Origin of the sequence: Burkholderia territorii (assembly GCF_902833055.1) — a bacterium.
GTDB lineage: Bacteria > Pseudomonadota > Gammaproteobacteria > Burkholderiales > Burkholderiaceae > Burkholderia > Burkholderia territorii.
In genome coordinates, this window is sequence record NZ_CADFEJ010000014.1 from 72,644 (window position 1) to 89,636 (window position 16,993).

Annotated in this window: 14 protein-coding genes and 1 riboswitch; of the genes, 4 read left to right on the plus strand and 10 right to left on the minus strand. The window is 68.9% G+C overall.

Going from position 1 to position 16,993, the window contains the following annotated elements; all coding sequences use genetic code 11:
• Nucleotides 1-5: 5 nt before the first annotated feature.
• Both glyS and glyQ read right to left on the minus strand, forming a co-directional pair.
• Entirely contained in the window at nucleotides 6-2,105 is a 2,100-nt protein-coding gene (gene glyS / locus HW466_RS21985) for a glycine--tRNA ligase subunit beta (RefSeq protein WP_151006251.1), read from the minus strand.
• Nucleotides 2,106-2,127: 22 nt separating this feature from the next.
• A complete protein-coding gene (gene glyQ / locus HW466_RS21990) occupies nucleotides 2,128-3,132 on the minus strand; it encodes a glycine--tRNA ligase subunit alpha (protein ID WP_080294533.1) in 1,005 nt (334 codons plus the stop codon).
• Nucleotides 3,133-3,477: 345 nt separating this feature from the next.
• On the opposite strand from glyQ, the gene HW466_RS21995 reads away from it, so the two are divergent.
• Nucleotides 3,478-5,103, plus strand: a complete 1,626-nt coding sequence (locus HW466_RS21995) for a tetratricopeptide repeat protein (RefSeq protein WP_174905863.1) — start codon at nucleotides 3,478-3,480, stop codon at nucleotides 5,101-5,103.
• 48 nt (nucleotides 5,104-5,151) lie between these two features.
• Here HW466_RS21995 and lnt read toward each other — a convergent pair whose 3' ends face one another.
• The 8 genes from lnt to HW466_RS22035 all read right to left on the minus strand — a co-directional run bounded on the left by lnt (nucleotide 5,152) and on the right by HW466_RS22035 (nucleotide 13,521).
• The gene (gene lnt, locus HW466_RS22000; RefSeq protein WP_174905864.1) at nucleotides 5,152-6,843 is read right to left on the minus strand and encodes an apolipoprotein N-acyltransferase; all 1,692 of its coding nucleotides are present in this window, start codon (nucleotides 6,841-6,843) and stop codon (nucleotides 5,152-5,154) included.
• Nucleotides 6,844-6,895: 52 nt separating this feature from the next.
• On the minus strand, nucleotides 6,896-7,783 hold the full coding sequence (locus HW466_RS22005) for an HlyC/CorC family transporter (protein WP_059447841.1): 888 nt from the start codon (nucleotides 7,781-7,783) through the stop codon (nucleotides 6,896-6,898).
• Nucleotides 7,784-8,068: 285 nt separating this feature from the next.
• Nucleotides 8,069-8,218, minus strand: a complete 150-nt coding sequence (locus HW466_RS22010) for a hypothetical protein (RefSeq protein WP_167358002.1) — start codon at nucleotides 8,216-8,218, stop codon at nucleotides 8,069-8,071.
• Nucleotides 8,219-8,270: 52 nt separating this feature from the next.
• Entirely contained in the window at nucleotides 8,271-8,903 is a 633-nt protein-coding gene (locus HW466_RS22015; protein ID WP_151006960.1) for a gamma-glutamylcyclotransferase, read from the minus strand.
• 19 nt (nucleotides 8,904-8,922) lie between these two features.
• Nucleotides 8,923-9,708, minus strand: coding sequence for an rRNA maturation RNase YbeY (gene ybeY / locus HW466_RS22020; protein ID WP_059773177.1), 786 nt, complete (start codon nucleotides 9,706-9,708; stop codon nucleotides 8,923-8,925).
• Nucleotides 9,709-9,861: 153 nt separating this feature from the next.
• On the minus strand, nucleotides 9,862-10,908 hold the full coding sequence (locus tag HW466_RS22025; protein ID WP_059447839.1) for a PhoH family protein: 1,047 nt from the start codon (nucleotides 10,906-10,908) through the stop codon (nucleotides 9,862-9,864).
• A 33-nt stretch (nucleotides 10,909-10,941) separates the two neighbouring features.
• Nucleotides 10,942-12,315 carry a tRNA (N6-isopentenyl adenosine(37)-C2)-methylthiotransferase MiaB gene (gene miaB / locus HW466_RS22030; protein WP_151006242.1) on the minus strand — a complete coding sequence of 458 codons (1,374 nt, stop codon included), beginning with the start codon at nucleotides 12,313-12,315 and terminating at the stop codon, nucleotides 10,942-10,944.
• 273 nt (nucleotides 12,316-12,588) lie between these two features.
• Nucleotides 12,589-13,521, minus strand: coding sequence for a LysR family transcriptional regulator (locus HW466_RS22035; protein ID WP_059506822.1), 933 nt, complete (start codon nucleotides 13,519-13,521; stop codon nucleotides 12,589-12,591).
• A gap of 148 nt (nucleotides 13,522-13,669) precedes the next feature.
• On the opposite strand from HW466_RS22035, the gene HW466_RS22040 reads away from it, so the two are divergent.
• The 3 genes from HW466_RS22040 to ribB all read left to right on the plus strand — a co-directional run bounded on the left by HW466_RS22040 (nucleotide 13,670) and on the right by ribB (nucleotide 16,907).
• Nucleotides 13,670-14,845, plus strand: coding sequence for an MFS transporter (locus HW466_RS22040; RefSeq protein WP_059773122.1), 1,176 nt, complete (start codon nucleotides 13,670-13,672; stop codon nucleotides 14,843-14,845).
• A gap of 212 nt (nucleotides 14,846-15,057) precedes the next feature.
• Nucleotides 15,058-15,741, plus strand: a complete 684-nt coding sequence (locus tag HW466_RS22045; RefSeq protein ID WP_059506820.1) for a helix-turn-helix domain-containing protein — start codon at nucleotides 15,058-15,060, stop codon at nucleotides 15,739-15,741.
• 188 nt (nucleotides 15,742-15,929) lie between these two features.
• Nucleotides 15,930-16,078, plus strand: a riboswitch (FMN riboswitch).
• Between the two features lie 118 nt (nucleotides 16,079-16,196).
• Nucleotides 16,197-16,907, plus strand: coding sequence for a 3,4-dihydroxy-2-butanone-4-phosphate synthase (ribB, locus tag HW466_RS22050; protein ID WP_059447834.1), 711 nt, complete (start codon nucleotides 16,197-16,199; stop codon nucleotides 16,905-16,907).
• The last annotated feature ends 86 nt before the right edge of the window (nucleotides 16,908-16,993 follow it).

Sequence of the window (16,993 nt, forward strand, 5' to 3'; positions counted from 1 at the left end):
GGCCCTTATGCGGCGAGCTTCGAGATGTCGGCGACGCAGTTCATCTGCTGATGCAGCGCGGCGAGCAGCGCAAGGCGGTTCGCGCGCAGCGCGGGATCCTCGGCGTTGACCATCACGTCGTTGAAGAACGTGTCGACCGGCGCGCGCAGCGCGGCGAGCGCCGACAGCGCGCCCGTGTATGCCCGCGCCTCGAGCTGCGACTGCACGTGCGGCGTCACGGCCGCGAGCTGTTCGTGCAGCGCCTTTTCGGCGGCCTCGACGAGCAGCGTCGGCTGCACCGCGCCGTTCGCGCCGCCTTCCGATTTCTTCAGGATGTTGGAGATCCGCTTGTTCGCGGCCGCGAGCGCTTCGGCTTCCGCGAGGCGCGTGAATTCGCGCACCGCGTCGAGGCGCGCGACGAGATCGTCGACGCGCGTCGGGTTCAGGCTCAGCACCGCATCGACTTCGCCGGCCGTGTAGCCGCGTTCGCGCAGCAGGCCGCGCAGGCGATCCATGAAGAATGCGAAGATCGCGTCGGTCGATTCCGCGACGCCCGGCACGCCTTCGAAACGCGCATGGGCCGTGCGCAGCAGCGACACGAGATCGAGCGGCAGTTGCTTCTCGACGAGCAGGCGCAGCACGCCGAGCGCGTGACGGCGCAGCGCGAACGGATCTTTCTCGCCGGTCGGCGCGAGGCCGATGCCCCAGATGCCGACGATCGTCTCGAGCTTGTCGGCCAGCGCGACGGCGGTGGACACCGGCGTGGTCGGCAGCGCATCGCCGGAGAAACGCGGCTGGTAGTGCTCGGCGCATGCGAGCGCGACGTCGTCGGGCTCGCCGTCGTGGCGCGCGTAGTACGTGCCCATCGTGCCCTGCAATTCCGGGAACTCGCCGACCATGTCGGTCAGCAGGTCGGCCTTCGCGAGGCGCGCGGCGCGCTTCGCGTGCGCGGCGTCGGCGCCGATCGCGGGCGCGATCTCACCGGCCAGCGCTTCGAGGCGCTCGACGCGCGCGAGCGCCGAACCGAGCTTGTTGTGATAGACGACGTTCGCGAGCAGCGGCACGCGTTCGGCGAGCGGCTTCTTCTTGTCCTGCTCGAAGAAGAACTTCGCATCCGCCAGGCGCGGGCGCACGACGCGCTCGTTGCCTTCGACGATTTCCTCGGGCGTCTTCGTCTCGATGTTCGACACGATCAGGAAGCGCGAGCGCAGCTTGCCGGCGCTGTCGGTCAGCGCGAAGTATTTCTGGTTCGTCTGCATCGTGAGGATCAGGCATTCCTGCGGAACCTGCAGGAATTCGTCCTCGAAGCGGCACGGATAGACGACCGGCCATTCGACCAGCGACGTCACTTCGTCGAGCAACGCTTCGGGCATCACGACGGTGTCGCCGTTCGCGTGCTCGTTCAGCTGCGTGCGGATCGTTTCGCGGCGATCGGCGAAGTGCGCGATCACGCGGCCCTTGTCGCGCAGCGTGTCGGCATACGCGCGCGCATGCTGGATCGCGACGAGGCCGTCGGACAGGAAGCGGTGGCCGAGCGTGGTGTCGCCGGCATCGACGCCGAACGCGGTGACGGGCACGATGCGATCGTCGTGCAGCACCGTCAGGCGATGCACCGGGCGCACGAACTTGACGTCGGTGCCGTCCGGGCGCTGGTAGGTCATGACCTTCGGGATCGGCAACTTCTCGAGCGTTTCGTCGAGCGCGGCCTGCAGGCCGTCGGCGAGGGTCGCGCCGGCCGCCGAGTAGTTGACGAAGAACGCTTCGGCCTTGCCGTCCTGCGCGCGCTCGAGATCGGCGATCGTCAGGTTCGGATGGCCGAGCGCCGCGAGTTTCTTCGCGAGCGGGGCGGTCGGCTTGCCTTCGGCGTCGAGCGCGACGGACACGGGCAGGACCTTTTCGCGGACCTGCTTTTCAGGTGCGACGGCGCGCACGTTCTGCACGACGACCGCGAGGCGGCGCGGCGTGGCGTAACGTTCGAATACGAGTTCGCCTTCGACGAGGTCGCGCGCCGCGAGGCGTTGCGCGAGACCTTCGGCGAATGCGTCGCCGAGGCGCGCGAGGGCCTTCGGCGGCAGCTCTTCGGTCAGCAGTTCGACGAGCAGGGGGGCGGGATGATTGTGCGTCATGTGTGGAATAAATCTCGTCTCGTCAGTCCTGATCGATCTTGCGTTCGACCTTGAGCGGCGGCGCCCAGGCCGGCTGGGCGGCATCCTGGGCGTCGGTGGTGAGGCCCGGCACGCCCGGCGGGTTGCCGAGCATCGGGAAGCCGAGCTTCTCGCGCGAGTCGTAGTAGGCCTGCGCGACGAGACGCGACAGCGCGCGGATGCGGCCGATGTACGCCGCACGCTCGGTTACCGAGATCGCGCCGCGCGCGTCGAGCAGGTTGAACGTGTGGCCGGCCTTCAGCACGAGCTCGTACGCGGGCAGCGCGAGCTGCGCGTCGATCATCTTCTTCGCTTCCGCCTCGTAGCTGTTGAAGAACGTGAACAGCAGGTCGACGTTCGCATGCTCGAAGTTGTAGGTCGATTGCTCGACTTCGTTCTGGTGGTAGACGTCGCCGTACGACAGGCGGCGCAGCTCCGGGCCGTTCGGGCCTTGCTCTTCCCACTCGGTCCATACGAGGTCGTACACGTTCTCGACTTTCTGCAGATACATCGCGAGGCGCTCGAGGCCGTACGTGATCTCGCCGAGCACCGGCTTGCAGTCGAGGCCGCCGACCTGCTGGAAATACGTGAACTGCGTGACTTCCATCCCGTTCAGCCACACCTCCCAGCCGAGGCCCCACGCGCCGAGCGTCGGGTTCTCCCAGTCGTCCTCGACGAAGCGCACGTCGTTCTGCTTCAGGTCGAAGCCGAGCGCTTCCAGCGAGCCGAGGTACAGGTCGAGGATGTTTTCAGGCGCCGGCTTGAGCACGACCTGGTACTGGTAGTAATGCTGCAGGCGGTTCGGGTTCTCGCCGTAGCGGCCGTCCTTCGGGCGGCGCGACGGCTGCACGTAGGCGGCGCGCCACGGCTCGGGGCCGACCGCGCGCAGGAACGTGTGAACGTGCGACGTGCCCGCGCCGACTTCCATGTCGATGGGCTGGAGCAGGGCGCAACCCTGCTTGTCCCAGTAGGACTGCAGCGTCAGGATGATTTGCTGAAACGTAAGCATGAAGAGCCTTCGTGGCGCTGGCGCTCCGTTGCGGGCGGCGCTCCGGGCGGGGCCCGGAGGGTCGGCTCGCGCGGCGGCGCGGCTTGTTAGTGTGCTGAAACGTGCAATTTTACCGGATCGGCGGGCGGATGCGGCCGGAACGCGGACGAAGGGGCCGCCGGCGCTGTTCCGGCGAGCCGGGCGCAGGCCGTGCACGCGTTGCCGGCATGCGCGGCGCGCTCGCGCGGGCGACGTGGCGATGCGCATGTTGCGCCGCGTGCCGCGCCGCCTCGCGCGGGCGTTAAGATGCGCGTATCGCGGTGCGCGCGACACCTGCCGCGCGACCGATTTTCCACTCCGGGCCGCATGGACGATTCGAACGACCTCCTCATTCCGTTGATGCCGCCGCTGCTCGCGCTGCTGGGGCAGGCCGCCGACGCGCAAGCGCGCGGCGAGCATGACGCGCACGCACTCTGGCTCGCCGCCGCCGACCATCTGCACGCGGTCGACATGGCCGCGCTCTCGCAACTTACCGTGACGCTCGTCGCGCGGCAGCGCACGGCCGACGCGCTTGCGCTGGCCGAGTGCGCGGCACGCATCCATGCGGACGCCGGCGCCCGTTTCAATCTCGGCTACGCGTTGCAGATGCTCGGCCGGCACGCGGATGCCGTCGCGCCGTACCGCGCCGCCTATGCGCTCGATCCGCGCTTGCCGTCGCTGCGCAACAACCTGGCGATCGCGCTGCGGCTGTCGGGTGGCGATCGCCGCGAGGAAATCGCGCTGCTCGCAGCGGCCGTGGAAGCCGACCCGCACGACGTGCAGGCATGGATCAACCTGATCGTCGCGCGGCTCGCGGCGCTCGACCTCGACGGCGCGCTGGCCGCCGCGGCGCGGCTCGCGGAGATCGCGCCCGACAATGCGCTCGCGTTGAACAACATCGCGATGGCGATGAAGGAGGCGCAGCGCTGGGACGACGCCGAGCGCTACGCGGCGCGTGCGTGCGAGCTGGCGCCCGACGACGCGTCGTTTCGTTTCAATCTCGCGATCATCCAGCTCGTGCGCGGCAACTACGCGGCCGGATGGCGCGGCCACGAGGCGCGCTGGGACGGCGCAGGCGAGCTGCGCGGCCGCCGCCCGGTGCTGCCCGGCCCGCGCTGGCAGGGCGAGCCGCTCGCGGGCAAGACGCTGCTCGTCTGGGGCGAGCAGGGGCTCGGCGACGTGCTGCAGTTCGCGCGCTTCGTCGCGCCGCTCGCCGAGCGCGTGCACCGCGAGGGCGGCCGGCTCGCGTGGAACACGTTCCCGCAAGTGGGCACGCTGATGCGGCGCAGCCTCGGTTCATGCGCGGATGCGTTCAGCGCGGGCGGCGGCGCCGACGAGCTGCCTGCCTTCGACTATGAAGTGCCGCTCATCGGCCTGCCGCTGATGCTCGGGATGGAGACGTCGACGCTCGGCGCGTCGGTGCCGTACCTGCACGCCGATTCGCGTGCGCGCGACGCATGGCGGGCGCGGCTCGCGGGCGACGGCCGGCTGAAGGTCGGGCTCGTGTGGACGGGCAGCGCGCAGCACCAGCGCAATCCGTTCCGGCGCGTCGGGCTCGAACGCTATGCCGATGCGTTTCGCGGTATCGACGGCGTCGCGTTCCATTCGCTGCAGCCCGGCGCGGACGCGGATGTCGCCGCGGCGCGCGCGGCCGGTTTCCCGATCGAGGACTTCACTGCCGAACTGAAGAGTTTCGACGATACGGCCGCGTTCATCGGCGCGCTGGATCTGGTGATCACGGTGTGCACGTCGGTTGCGCACCTGTCGGGCGCGCTCGGCGCGCGCACGTGGGTGCTGCTCGACGTGAATCCGCACTGGCCGTGGCTGCTCGAGCGCACCGACAGCCCGTGGTATCCGACCGCGACGCTGTACCGGCAGCCGACGTTCGGGGATTGGGCGACGGTGATGGACGCGGTGGCGCGGGATTTGCGCGGTCTGGCCGCGCACGCGTAGCGGGGGGCGGAGCGGCCGCCGCGTGGCACGCCGCGGCCGCCCGATGTATTACACGTTCCGGTCGTCGCCGGCTTTCGCGCCGTCGCGTCGCCGCAGCCCCGGCCCGAACGTGAACCCGAACGCAAGCAGGATCAACGACACCGCAAGCACGATGTTGTTGCCGCTCGTCACGTACGGCGTGAAGCCGCTCGTGCCTTCGATACGCACGTCGAGCGAGCCGACCGTGAACGGCTTCAACTGGCCGAGCAGGCGGCCGTGCGCGTCGATCGCGGCCGTCATCCCCGTGTTGGTCGAGCGCAGCATCGGCCGCCCCGTTTCGAGCGCGCGCATCCGCGCGATCTGCAGATGCTGGTCGAGCGCGATCGTGTCGCCGAACCACGCGAGGTTCGTCACGTTGACGAGCACACCGGGCGGCTGCGGGTTGTCGCGGATCGTCGCGGCGATTTCCTCGCCGAACAAGTCCTCGTAGCAGATGTCGGCCATCACCGGCTGGTTGTGCACGAGGAACGGCTTCTGCACCGGCGCGCCGCGCGCGAAGTCGCCGAGCGGCATCTTCATCAGGTCGACGAACCACCGGAAGCCCCACGGGATGAATTCGCCGAAGGGCACGAGATGATGCTTGTCGTAGTGATAGATGTCGCGCGAATGCGGCGTCACGCCGTAGAGGCTGTTCGTGTAATCGACGTAGTGGCCGTCCGGCGTCACCGACGCCCCCACCGCGCCGAACAGCACGGCCGAGCCCGTCGTGTCGCTGAACTTGCGGATCGCGACGGCGAACGGCTCGGGCAGCTCCTGGATCATCACCGCGATCGCGGTCTCGGGCGTGACGATCAGGTCGGCGGGCTTCTCGACGATCATCTGCGTGTACATCTTGATCGCCGCGTCGATGCCTTCCTGTTCGAACTTGATGTCCTGCTTCACGTTGCCTTGCAACAGCCGCACTGTGAGCGGCGCGTTCGCGGGCACGGTCCACGTGGCCTGCGACAGCCCGATGCCGGCCGAGACGAGCGCGACGGCGATGCCGGCCGGCGCGACGACGCGCACGCGTGCAGTGCCGGCGCCGCCGGATCCGGATGCGGGCGACCGGCGCGCGGCGACGAGCGCCTGCACGACCAGCGCCGCGAACAGCGCGAGCACCCACGCGATCCCGTAGACACCGACGACCGGCGCGAAGCCCGCGAACGGGCCGTCGACTTGCGGATAGCCGCTCGCGAGCCACGGGAAGCCGGTAAAGACGGTACCGCGCAGCCATTCGCCGAGCGCCCATGCGCTCGCGAACGCGAATGCACCGTGCCAGGTCGGCGAGAACGGCCGCGGATCGGCTTCGCGGCGATGCCATGCATGGCCCGCGCAGAACGACCAGAGCGCGGCCGAGAACGCCGGGTACAGCGACAGATAGAGCGAGAACAACACCAGCGCGCCGCCCGCGAGCGGCGCGGCCATCTCGCCGTACACATGCATGCTGATGTACAACCACCAGATGCCGGTGATGAAGTTGCCGAAGCCGAACGCGCCGCCGGTGAGCGCGGCGCCGCGCCAGCTCGACGTGCGTGTCAGCTGCGCGAAAAGCCAGACGAATACGGCGAGCTGCAGCCAGCCGCCGTGCGGAGTCGGTGCGAAGCTGAGCGTATTGGCCGCGCCGGCGAGCAGCGCGGCCGGATAGTGCCAGCGCGGCAGCGTGCGGCCGGGGGCCGGCGCGAAAAGGCCGCCAGCCGGGCGGGACGGGATCGGATCGTCCATGTGAAGCGAAAGAGGGCGAGCGGTTGAAGGAGACGCGGCCGGCGCGAGACGGTCAGTCTTCGTGCGAGGTTTCGGCGCGACGGCTCGCGAGCGGATTGCGGCGCACCAGCAGCACGTGGACCTGGCGCGCATCGCCGCGCTGGATCTCGAACACGAGATTGCCGAGCTGCAGCTTCTCGCCGCGATGCGGCACGCGGCCGAAGTGATGGGTGATCAGGCCGCCGATCGTGTCGACCTCGTCGTCGGGGAAGTCGGTGCCGAACGTCTCGTTGAACTGTTCGATCTCGGTGAGCGCGCGCACGCGGTAGCGGCCGTCCGGCCCCGAGATGATGTTGCCGGCTTCCTCGTCGAAGTCGTATTCGTCCTCGATGTCGCCGACGATCTGTTCGAGCACGTCCTCGATCGTGATCAGGCCCGCGACGCCGCCGTATTCGTCGACGACGATCGCAAGGTGGTTGCGGTTCACGCGGAAGTCGTGCAGCAGCACGTTCAGGCGCTTCGATTCGGGAATGAACACGGCGGGGCGCAGCATCCCGCGCACGTCGAATTCTTCTTCCGCATAGAAGCGCAAGAGGTCCTTCGCGAGCAGCACGCCGATCACGTTGTCGCGGTTCTCCTCGTACACCGGGTAGCGCGAGTGCGCCTTCTCGAGGACGAACGGGATGAAATCTTCGGGCTTGTCGGCGATGTTGATCGCGTCCATCTGTGCGCGCGGCACCATGATGTCGCGCGCGCACAGGTCGGACACCTGGAACACGCCTTCGATCATCGACAGCGAATCGGCGTCGATCAGATTGCGTTCGTGGGCGTCCTGGAGGATTTCCAGCAACTCGGTCCGGGATTCCGGCTCGGGCGAGATGAAGTCGGTCAGGCGCTCGAGCAGCGAGCGCTTTTCTTGCGGTTTGTCGGTGAGCTTACGACTGGGATACGAATCGTTCATGGTGGTGCGCCCGGGTCATGCCGGAGCGCGCGGTCACGGAGTAGGCAAGGATACACCAAGGGCATGGCGCGGCCGTGTCACACCGGCCGTCCGGCCAGGGGCACGCGGCGCGCGAGCCCCGCTCGGGAACGGCCGCGCCGGGCGCGGCGCGGTCCGTCGTCTCCATCCTATCTCAGAAAGAGGCGGCGGGGCAGCGGCGGCAAAAATGCGCGCGGCGACCGGCCGGCCGGTCAGTCGGCGTCAGCGGCATTTCGTCGCGTACGGGCTGAACCGACGTTCGGACCCTCAAAAGCGCATGCCGGCGGAACAGCCGCCCGCTGCCGCGCCGTTGGTCGCGGCGCCGCCGCAGCCGAAGATGCCGCAGCCGGACAGCGCGACGCTCGCGGCGACGAGCAGTGCGGCGAGCGTGATGCGCGATGTGCGTGACGGTTTCATGGGTGCAGTGCCTCCTTCGCATGCATGGGCGGTGCGGCCCGCGAGTCGAGCCTCACCGGCATCGCGCGAGCAGCCCTTCCAGCGCGCGATCGGGGATGCCGCTCGCGCGCAACGCGTCGACGGTGCGGCTCACGTAGTCGAGTGTCGTGCCGTAGCGGCCGGCCGCGCAGCTGAACACTTCCTTGACGACGGAGTCCGTCAGCTTGCCGGTGTAAGTGGGCACGTCGCGGCGCATCACGAACGCAAGCGCGTTCACGCGTTCGCCGGTCTCGAGCGAGCACGGCAGCCACGCGGGCCGGTACGAGCCCATCGGCATTTCGCGTTTCCACAACGTCTCGAGATGCGGCCGCGCGGTCGGGCCCGCGAGCCGGAATGCGATGCCGGCGCACGAGCCGCCGCGATCGAGCGCGAGCACGAGGCCCGGACGTTCGGGCGTGCCGCGGTTCACGCGCGACCACAGGTAGAGCCCGCGATGGTAGCCGTGCACCTTGCCGCGCACGGCGGCGACGGTCGGCAACCCCGGGTTCCAGATCAGCGAGCCATAGCCGAACAGCCAGAGATCCTGCTGCCCGTCCCAGTCGCGCATCGTGTGCGCGAGCGACGCGGCGAGCTCGTCTTCCGTCAGCAGCCGTCCCTCGCCGATCGACGGCGGGTAGGCGGGCGGCAGCATCGCGGCATGGTGCATGGTGCGGACGGCTTTACTGTTACCGGTACGGGTTCGGAAAGCCCAGTTTAGCGAGGATGTCGATTTCGAGCGCCTCCATCGCGGCGGCGTCCTCGTCGCTCGTCTCGTGATCGTAGCCCTGCGCGTGCAGCGCGCCGTGCACCAGCAGGTGCGCGTAGTGGGCCGCGAGCGGCTTGCCCTGTTCGTGCGCTTCCTTCTCGACGACCGGGCAGCACAGCACGAGGTCGCCGATCACGGTGCCGTCCGGCGCCGGATCGTACGCGAAGGTCAGCACGTTGGTCGGGTAGTCCTTGTGGCGGTAGCCGGCGTTCAGCGTACGGCCTTCTTCCTCGCCGACGAAGCGCACGGTGAGCTGCGCGCTCGCGAACAGCGCCGGCTCGATCCATTCGGCGATCAGCTTGCGCTTGGGCAACGTCTTGCGGACGTCGCCGGTGATTTCGTCGCCGTACTGCACGGACAGGTCGAGCTCCAGCTCGCGCACTTCGTCCGCCATCTCCGCGATTTCCTCGTCGCGCGGCGCGGGTTCGGCACCCACGTGCAGCGTCACGCTGTCGTAGTGCTCGGGCTGCAGCGCGAGCTTTGCGCGCATCGCCGGATCGTTGTGCTGCGCGACGATCGCGACGGCCGCCTCGCCGGAACTGCCCGACAGGTCGAACATCAGGCTGCGGCCGTCGGGGAAGTCGATTCGAAGCCCTTGCGCGTTGACGGCGCGGGCCTTGCCCTTCGCATCGAACAGCGAGAGACGGGGGGAATCGGGCGCGGCGGACTGGTCGCGCCCGGACTTGCGAGAACGGGAAGATTTCATGACGGGTGCGGCGATTGGAACGCGTTGAGGATACACCAAACGGCCGATCGCGCCCGAATTCGAACCGGCCGCGCGCAGGCGAAAAAAAGCCCGGCGCGCCGTCGGGCGGGCCGGGCCGTCGGCCGGGTGCGGCGCGCGGGCGCCGCCGGCTCGTCATGCGTCCTTGTGCTGCGCGTGGAAGTCGTCGTACGCCTCGACGATGCGCGCGACGAGCGGATGCCGCACGACATCGGCGCTCGTGAAGCGCGTGAGCGCGATGCCGCGCACGCCACCGAGCACCTGCTGCGCCTCGACGAGGCCGCTCTTGTGCCCGCGCGGCAGGTCGACCTGGCTCGTGTCGCCGGTGACGACGGCCTTCGAGCCGAAGCCGATACGCGTGAGGAACATCTTCATCTGCTCGGGCGTCGTGTTCTGCGCCTCGTCGAGGATGATGAACGCGTGGTTCAGCGTGCGGCCGCGCATGTACGCGAGCGGCGCGATCTCGATCATCTGGCGCTCGAACATCTTCGCGGTCTTGTCGAAGCCGAGCAGGTCGTACAGCGCGTCGTACAGCGGCCGCAGGTACGGGTCGACCTTCTGCGCGAGATCGCCCGGCAGGAAGCCGAGCCGCTCGCCGGCCTCGACGGCCGGGCGCGTCAGCACGATCCGCTTGACCTGGTCGCGCTCCAGTGCGTCGACCGCGCACGCGACCGCGAGGTAGGTCTTGCCGGTGCCGGCCGGCCCGATGCCGAACGTCACGTCGTGCTGCAGGATCTGCTTCAGGTATTCGCGCTGCGCGGGCGTGCGGCCGCGCAGGTCGGCGCGCCGCGTATAGAGCTTCGGCGCGGGCTCTTCGTCCGGCATGTCCGCGTCGAGCTGCACGACGGGCTCGTCGAACGGATGGTCGGGGTCGCCGCGAAAGCGCACGTCGATCGCGTCCTGGCGGCCGTTGCCGGACGTGTGGCGCACTTCGACCAGCGCAAGCTGGATATCGTCGACCGACAGCGGATCGCGCGCGCGGTTGTAGAAGTTCTCGAGCGCCGCGAGCGCGAGCTTCGCGCCGCGCCCGCGGATCGTGATCCGGTGGCCGCGCCGCGCGAGCGTGACGTCGAGCGCCTGTTCGATCTGCCGCAGGTTCTCGTCGAGCGGGCCGCAGAGGTTGGCGAGGCGCGCGTTGTCGTCGCGCGGCGCGGTGAATTCCAGTGCTTGGACGGTCTTCAAAGTAGCGTCGGGCTCCTGTTGAGCGTCAGTCGGTCAATGGGTGGCGGCGCTCGCGTCGTCGCTCACGAGCACGAGCTCGCCGCGCAACGAGTGCGGGTACGCATGGTTGATCTTCACGTCGATCATCTGGCCGATCAGGCGCGGGTGCGACGCGAGCGGCGCCGGGAAATTCACGACCCGGTTGTTCTCGGTGCGGCCCGACAGTTCGTTCGGATCCTTGCGCGACGGCCCCTCGACGAGGATCCGCTCGACCTTCCCGACCATCGACTGGCTGATGCGCGCGACGTTTTCCTCGATGGTCGCCTGCAGATGTTGCAGGCGTTTGAGCTTGACCTCGCGCGGCGTGTCGTCGTGCAGGTTCGCGGCCGGCGTGCCGGGGCGCGGGCTGTAGATGAACGAGAAGCTGGTGTCGTAGCTCATCTCGTGCACGAGCGCCATCATCTTGTCGAAATCTTCCTCGGTCTCGCCGGGGAAGCCGACGATCATGTCGGTCGACAGCGACAGGTCCGGGCGGATCGCGCGCAGCTTGCGGATCACCGACTTGTATTCGAGCACGGTGTAGCCGCGCTTCATCGCCATCAGGATGCGGTCGGAGCCGTGCTGGACCGGCAGGTGCAGGTGGCTCACGAGCTTGGGCACCTTCGCGTAGGTGTCGATCAGGCGCTGCGTGAATTCCTTCGGGTGCGACGTCGTGTAGCGGATCCGCTCGATGCCGGGGATGTCGGCGACGTATTCGATCAGCGTCGCGAAATCGGCGATCTCGGTCGAACCGGCCGTCAGCGCGCCGCGATACGCATTCACGTTCTGGCCGAGCAGCGTGACTTCGCGCACGCCCTGATCGGCGAGGCCGGCCACTTCGGTCAGCACGTCGTCGAGCGGACGCGATACTTCGTCGCCGCGCGTGTACGGCACGACGCAGTAGCTGCAGTACTTCGAGCAGCCTTCCATGATCGACACGAACGCGCTCGGCCCTTCGACGCGCGCGGGCGGCAGATGGTCGAACTTCTCGATCTCGGGGAACGTGATGTCGACCTGCGCGCGGCCGCTTGCGCGGCGCGCGTCGATCATCTGCGGCAGGCGGTGCAAGGTCTGCGGGCCGAACACGAGGTCGACGTACGGGGCGCGCGACACGATCGACGCGCCTTCCTGGCTGGCGACGCAGCCGCCGACGCCGATCAGCAGGCCCGGCTTCGCTTCCTTCAGCTCGCGCACGCGGCCGAGGTCGGAGAACACCTTTTCCTGCGCCTTCTCACGCACCGAGCACGTGTTGAACAGGATGATGTCCGCGTCTTCCGGGGTATCGGTCTTCTCGAGGCCTTCGGCCGCATTGAGCACGTCCACCATCTTGTCCGAGTCGTACTCGTTCATCTGGCAGCCGAAGGTCTTTACGTAAACTTTCTTGGTCATGGGGATTCGCCGTTCGCAGTGGTTGACCTGGGGGCGTCGTCAAGGGTGAATCGGGACGGCTGCTGCCGGTGCAGCGGCTCGTGCCGGTGCCGCGTGGCGGACCGGGTGCGCGGTGCGCGTCGTGCGAGCCTGTCGCGAATACGCGCGAACGCCTGAAAAGCCGTCGGGAAAGCCTTCCATTATAGCTTTACGCGCTGTCCCGGGCGGCATGCGGGTTGCAGCCGCGCGACGCCAGCGTGGCGCTCCGACCCCGATATGGCGACCACGCAGCCGTCAGCGGCAAGCGTTCAGCAAGTCGTCGAGCGCCGCTTCCTCGCGCGCGAAGCGTTCGGCGAGAAAGTCGAGCAGCACGCGCACGCGCGGCGCCATGTAGCGTTTGCCGTGATAGAGCGCGTGCAGCGGCGCGTCCTGATGGCGCCACTCGGGCAGCAGCACGCGCAGCCGGCCGGCGCGCACGTCGTCGGCGATGTCCCACAGCGACTTCAGGGCGATGCCGTGGCCGCGCAGCGTCCATTCGCGGGTAAGGCCGCCGTCGTTGGTTTCGAACGCTGTCGACACCGGGACCGTGTGAGTCTGCACCTCGTCGCCGCGCTTGAAGCGCCACGTGTTCATCGGGCCCGACGCGATCGTGATCACGTTGCAGGGAAAGCGGGCCAGATCGTGCGGGTCGGCCGGCATGCCGTGGCGCTCGACGAACGACGGCGCCGCGCACAGCACGCGCCGGTTCGCGGCGAGGCGGCGTGCGATCAGCGCGCCGTCGGGTGGGGCGGCGAAGCGGATCGCGAGGTCGATTTCGTCCTGCCACAGGTTCGACGACGAATCGGACGCGGTCAGCGAGAACGTGACGCCCGGATGCAGCGTGGTGAATTCGTCGAGCCAGTCGAGCAACTGATTGCGGCCGAAATCGGACGTCGACGACAGCCGCACCTTGCCGGCCACCACGTTGCGGCCTTCCTGCAGCAGCGCGTGCGCGTCGTCGAGTGCCTGCAGCGCCTGCCGGCAGCAGTTGAGGTAGAGCCGGCCCTCGTCGGTGAGGCGCAGCTGCCGCGTCGAGCGTTCGAACAGCCGCGTCGCGATCTTCGCCTCCAGCTTCGCGAGGCGCGCGCTCGCGGCGGCCGGCGTGAGGTTCAGCTTGCGCCCCGCCGCCGACAGGCTGCCCAGTTCCGCCGCCTCCACGAACAGCCGGATGTCGCCCAGTCGATCCATCGGATTTTCCAGAAATTTTTGAAAATGGTTCAAAGGCCACGCCAATTATCAAAGATAGGCGTATTCGGGACAATGCGCGCACATCCCGCCTTTTTGTGCGGTGCGGTACGGACCGGTTTGCGCGTCCGCCGCCTTTTCGGAGAACGTCATGCCCATTCCGCTCCTGGCGCTTGCGATCAGCGCCTTCGCCATCGGCACCACCGAATTCATCATCATGGGACTGCTGCCCGAAGTCGCGCACGACCTCGCCGTGTCGCTGCCGTCGGCCGGCCTGCTGGTCACCGGCTATGCGCTCGGCGTCGCGGTCGGCGCGCCGCTGCTCGCGGTGCTGACCAGCCGCATGCCGCGCAAGGCCGCGCTGCAGTTGCTGATGGCGATCTTCATCGTCGGCAACGTGCTGTGCGCGACCGCGTCCGGCTACGCGATGCTGATGGTCGCGCGGGTCGTCACGTCGTTCGCGCACGGCTCGTTCTTCGGGATCGGCGCGGTGGTCGCCGCGTCGCTCGTGCCGGCCGACAAGCGTGCGAGCGCGATCGCGCTGATGTTCACCGGCCTCACGCTGTCGAACGTGCTCGGCGTGCCGTTCGGCACGTTCGTCGGCCAGTTGCTCGGCTGGCGCGCGTCGTTCTGGATCGTCGCCGCGCTCGGCGTGCTGTCGCTCGGCGGCGTCGCGCTGCTGGTGCCGAACCGCCACGACAGCGGGCCCGTCGGCCTCGGCCATGAAGTGCGCGTGCTGAAGGAGCCGCAGGTATGGCTCGCGCTGCTGATGACCGTGCTCGGCTTCGGCGGCGTATTCGTCGTGTTCACGTACATCGCGCCGATCCTCGAAACCGTCACCGGCTATTCGCCGCGTGCGGTCGCATTGATCCTCGTGCTGTTCGGCGCGGGGCTGACGGTCGGCAATACGCTCGGCGGCAGGCTGGCCGATCGCAAGCTGATGCCGTCGCTGATCGCGATCCTGGTCGCACTGATGGCCGTGATGGCCGTGTTCGCGAAGACGAGCCACCTGCCGGTCGCGGCCGCGGTGACCGTGTTCGTCTGGGGAATCGCCGCGTTCGCGACGGTGCCGCCGCTGCAGGCGCGCGTGGTCGAAAAGGCCGCGAGCGCGCCGCATCTCGCGTCGACGCTGAACATCGGCGCGTTCAACGTCGGCAATGCGGGCGGCGCGTGGCTCGGCGGCCTTGCGCTGTCGCACGGCTTCGCGCTCGACGCGTTGCCGTGGGTCGCCGTCGCGGTGACGTTCGCGGCGCTCGTCGTCACGTGGCTCGCGATGCGGCTCGATGCGCGCGCACCGGCGCGCGGCGCGGCACCGGCCGCGCATTGAGCGGCGCGTCGGGCGGCGGGGCGCCGACGCGATGACGGCGCGCAAAGGTTCGCGAGAAACGCATTCCTCCGCGATGCTGATAACGGTGTGAAGATAACTTCGTTTGCCGGGTCGGGGCCCGGTGATAGCGTCTCGATACGCGCCGTTCGTGGCGCAACCCGATTCCGGCTTACCCCATTCGCAGGGCCGCGCGGCGGCCCGGAGGCCATGCTATGTCTTCACCCCTGGCGCTGGTGCGCGACGTGTCTTCCTTCGAGTCCGGCAATGCCGCCGACGCGCGGACGTCCGCGTCGCTCGACGTCCTCGAGCAGGTCGTCGGCGTGAATCTCGCGCGCCTGCGGGCCGAGCGGCAGTTGTCGCTCGATGCGCTCGCGCGGCTGTCCGGTGTGTCGCGCGCGATGCTCGCGCAAATCGAATCCGCGCGCAGCGTGCCGTCGATCAAGGTGCTCTGCAAGATCGCCGCGGCGCTGAAGGTATCGGTCGCCGCATTCCTGCGCCGCCATGCGGTGAACGGCTTCGAGCACCTGGCGGCCGAGCGCGCGGCCCGCGTCGTCAGCTCGAACGGCCGCTTCTCGGCGCGCGCGCTGTATCCGGAAGGCGAGCCCGCCGCGGCCGAATTCCACGAGCTGCGGATCGCGCCGCTGCACACGGAACCCGGCACGCGCCGTGCGCCGGGCACGACGGTCAACCTGGTCGTCAGCGAGGGCACGCTCGAAGTCAGCGTGCACGATCGCCGACAGTTGCTCGCGACCGGCGATGCGATCGTGTTCGATGCCGATCAGCCATACAGCTTGCGCAATCCCGGCGACAGCGAGGCGCGCGCGTTCCGCGTGACGGTGAGCCCCGAGGTGCCGCCGCGCTGGCACGTGCCCGACGCCGCGCACGCGGCCGGCTGAGCGCGCGAGGGCGCCGCGCCGCCGGCGCGGGTTCCGCTGGCGGCGGGCGCGAAGGCTGGATACCGGCCGTTCGGACGATGCCGTTAGACAGCGTCGTCGGTAAGGTTTTAGGTGTAGTGCGCTGCGCGGTGCGCGCAGCTGATGTATGCTTGGCCCGCCGGTCACGGGTAGATCCCGGCCGGCAATCAGTGCGTCTTCAGGGCGGGGCGAAATTCCCCACCGGCGGTAGGCTGGCGAAAGCCGGCGAGCCCGCGAGCGCCCGCGCATCCGCGCGGGGTCAGCAGATCTGGTCGAATGCCAGAGCCGACGGTCACAGTCCGGATGAGAGAAGATGTGCAGATAGTCATGTCCGTCAGGGCCGCTTTGCCATGCGTGCGAAGCGGGTTGTCGTTCTGTCTGTTTGCAATGCCCTGAAACGTTTTTCGCCCAAATCATCATTGCGAGGAGCGTTTCACATGTCCTTCATGTCCGTTTCGTCGGCACCCGCCGACGCCTTTGCCGATCTCCCGTTGCTCGATTCCGAACCGGTGCCGCCGCGCATCGCCGCCGCGCTCGACGCGTTGCGCGCGGGCCGCGCGGTCGTGTTGCAGGACGATCACGACCGCGAAAACGAGGCCGACCTGATCGTCGCCGCCGAGCGCATCACGCCCGAGACGATGGCGCTGCTGATCCGCGAGTGCAGCGGCATCGTGTGCCTGTGCCTGACCGACGACAAGGTCCGCGCGCTCGAGCTGCCGCCGATGGTGCAGACCAACGAGAGCCGCAACGGCACCGCGTTCACCGTGTCGATCGAGGCGCGCGAAGGCGTGCATACCGGCGTGTCCGCGGCCGACCGCGTGACGACCATTCGCGCGGCGATCGCCGACGATGCGAAGCCGTACGACATCGTGCGGCCCGGCCACGTGTTTCCGTTGCGTGCGCAACCGGGCGGCGTGCTGGCGCGGCGCGGTCACACCGAAGGGACGGTCGATCTGTCGATCCTCGCCGGCCTGAAGCCGGCCGGCGTGCTGTGCGAGCTGATGAATCCGGACGGCACGATGACGCGCGGCGACGACGTCGAGCACTTCGCGCGTCGGCACGGGCTGCCCATGCTGACGATCGCGGAACTGGTCGAGTTCCGCCAGGCGCTAGCAGCCGCGCGCGAGCGCTGCTGCGAACCGGCCTGAGTATCGTTCGGGCGGGCGCGGTTCGAGCGGGCGCGTCGATGCGCCCGCGATACGGCGTGCGCATCGCGCCGCACGCCGGTCGCGCC

Excerpts from the sequence above, each read along its gene's own strand:
- HW466_RS21995 (WP_174905863.1), top strand. The coding sequence starts at position 3,478 with ATGGACGATTCGAACGACCTCCTCATTCCGTTGATGCCGCCGCTGCTC.
- miaB (WP_151006242.1), bottom strand. The coding sequence starts at position 12,315 with ATGACCAAGAAAGTTTACGTAAAGACCTTCGGCTGCCAGATGAACGAG.
- lnt (WP_174905864.1), bottom strand. The coding sequence starts at position 6,843 with ATGGACGATCCGATCCCGTCCCGCCCGGCTGGCGGCCTTTTCGCGCCG.
- HW466_RS22010 (WP_167358002.1), bottom strand. The coding sequence starts at position 8,218 with ATGAAACCGTCACGCACATCGCGCATCACGCTCGCCGCACTGCTCGTC.
- HW466_RS22005 (WP_059447841.1), bottom strand. The coding sequence starts at position 7,783 with ATGAACGATTCGTATCCCAGTCGTAAGCTCACCGACAAACCGCAAGAA.
- glyS (WP_151006251.1), bottom strand. The coding sequence starts at position 2,105 with ATGACGCACAATCATCCCGCCCCCCTGCTCGTCGAACTGCTGACCGAA.
- HW466_RS22035 (WP_059506822.1), bottom strand. The coding sequence starts at position 13,521 with ATGGATCGACTGGGCGACATCCGGCTGTTCGTGGAGGCGGCGGAACTG.
- ribB (WP_059447834.1), top strand. The coding sequence starts at position 16,197 with ATGTCCTTCATGTCCGTTTCGTCGGCACCCGCCGACGCCTTTGCCGAT.
- ybeY (WP_059773177.1), bottom strand. The coding sequence starts at position 9,708 with ATGAAATCTTCCCGTTCTCGCAAGTCCGGGCGCGACCAGTCCGCCGCG.
- glyQ (WP_080294533.1), bottom strand. The coding sequence starts at position 3,132 with ATGCTTACGTTTCAGCAAATCATCCTGACGCTGCAGTCCTACTGGGAC.
- HW466_RS22045 (WP_059506820.1), top strand. The coding sequence starts at position 15,058 with ATGTCTTCACCCCTGGCGCTGGTGCGCGACGTGTCTTCCTTCGAGTCC.
- HW466_RS22040 (WP_059773122.1), top strand. The coding sequence starts at position 13,670 with ATGCCCATTCCGCTCCTGGCGCTTGCGATCAGCGCCTTCGCCATCGGC.
- HW466_RS22015 (WP_151006960.1), bottom strand. The coding sequence starts at position 8,903 with ATGCACCATGCCGCGATGCTGCCGCCCGCCTACCCGCCGTCGATCGGC.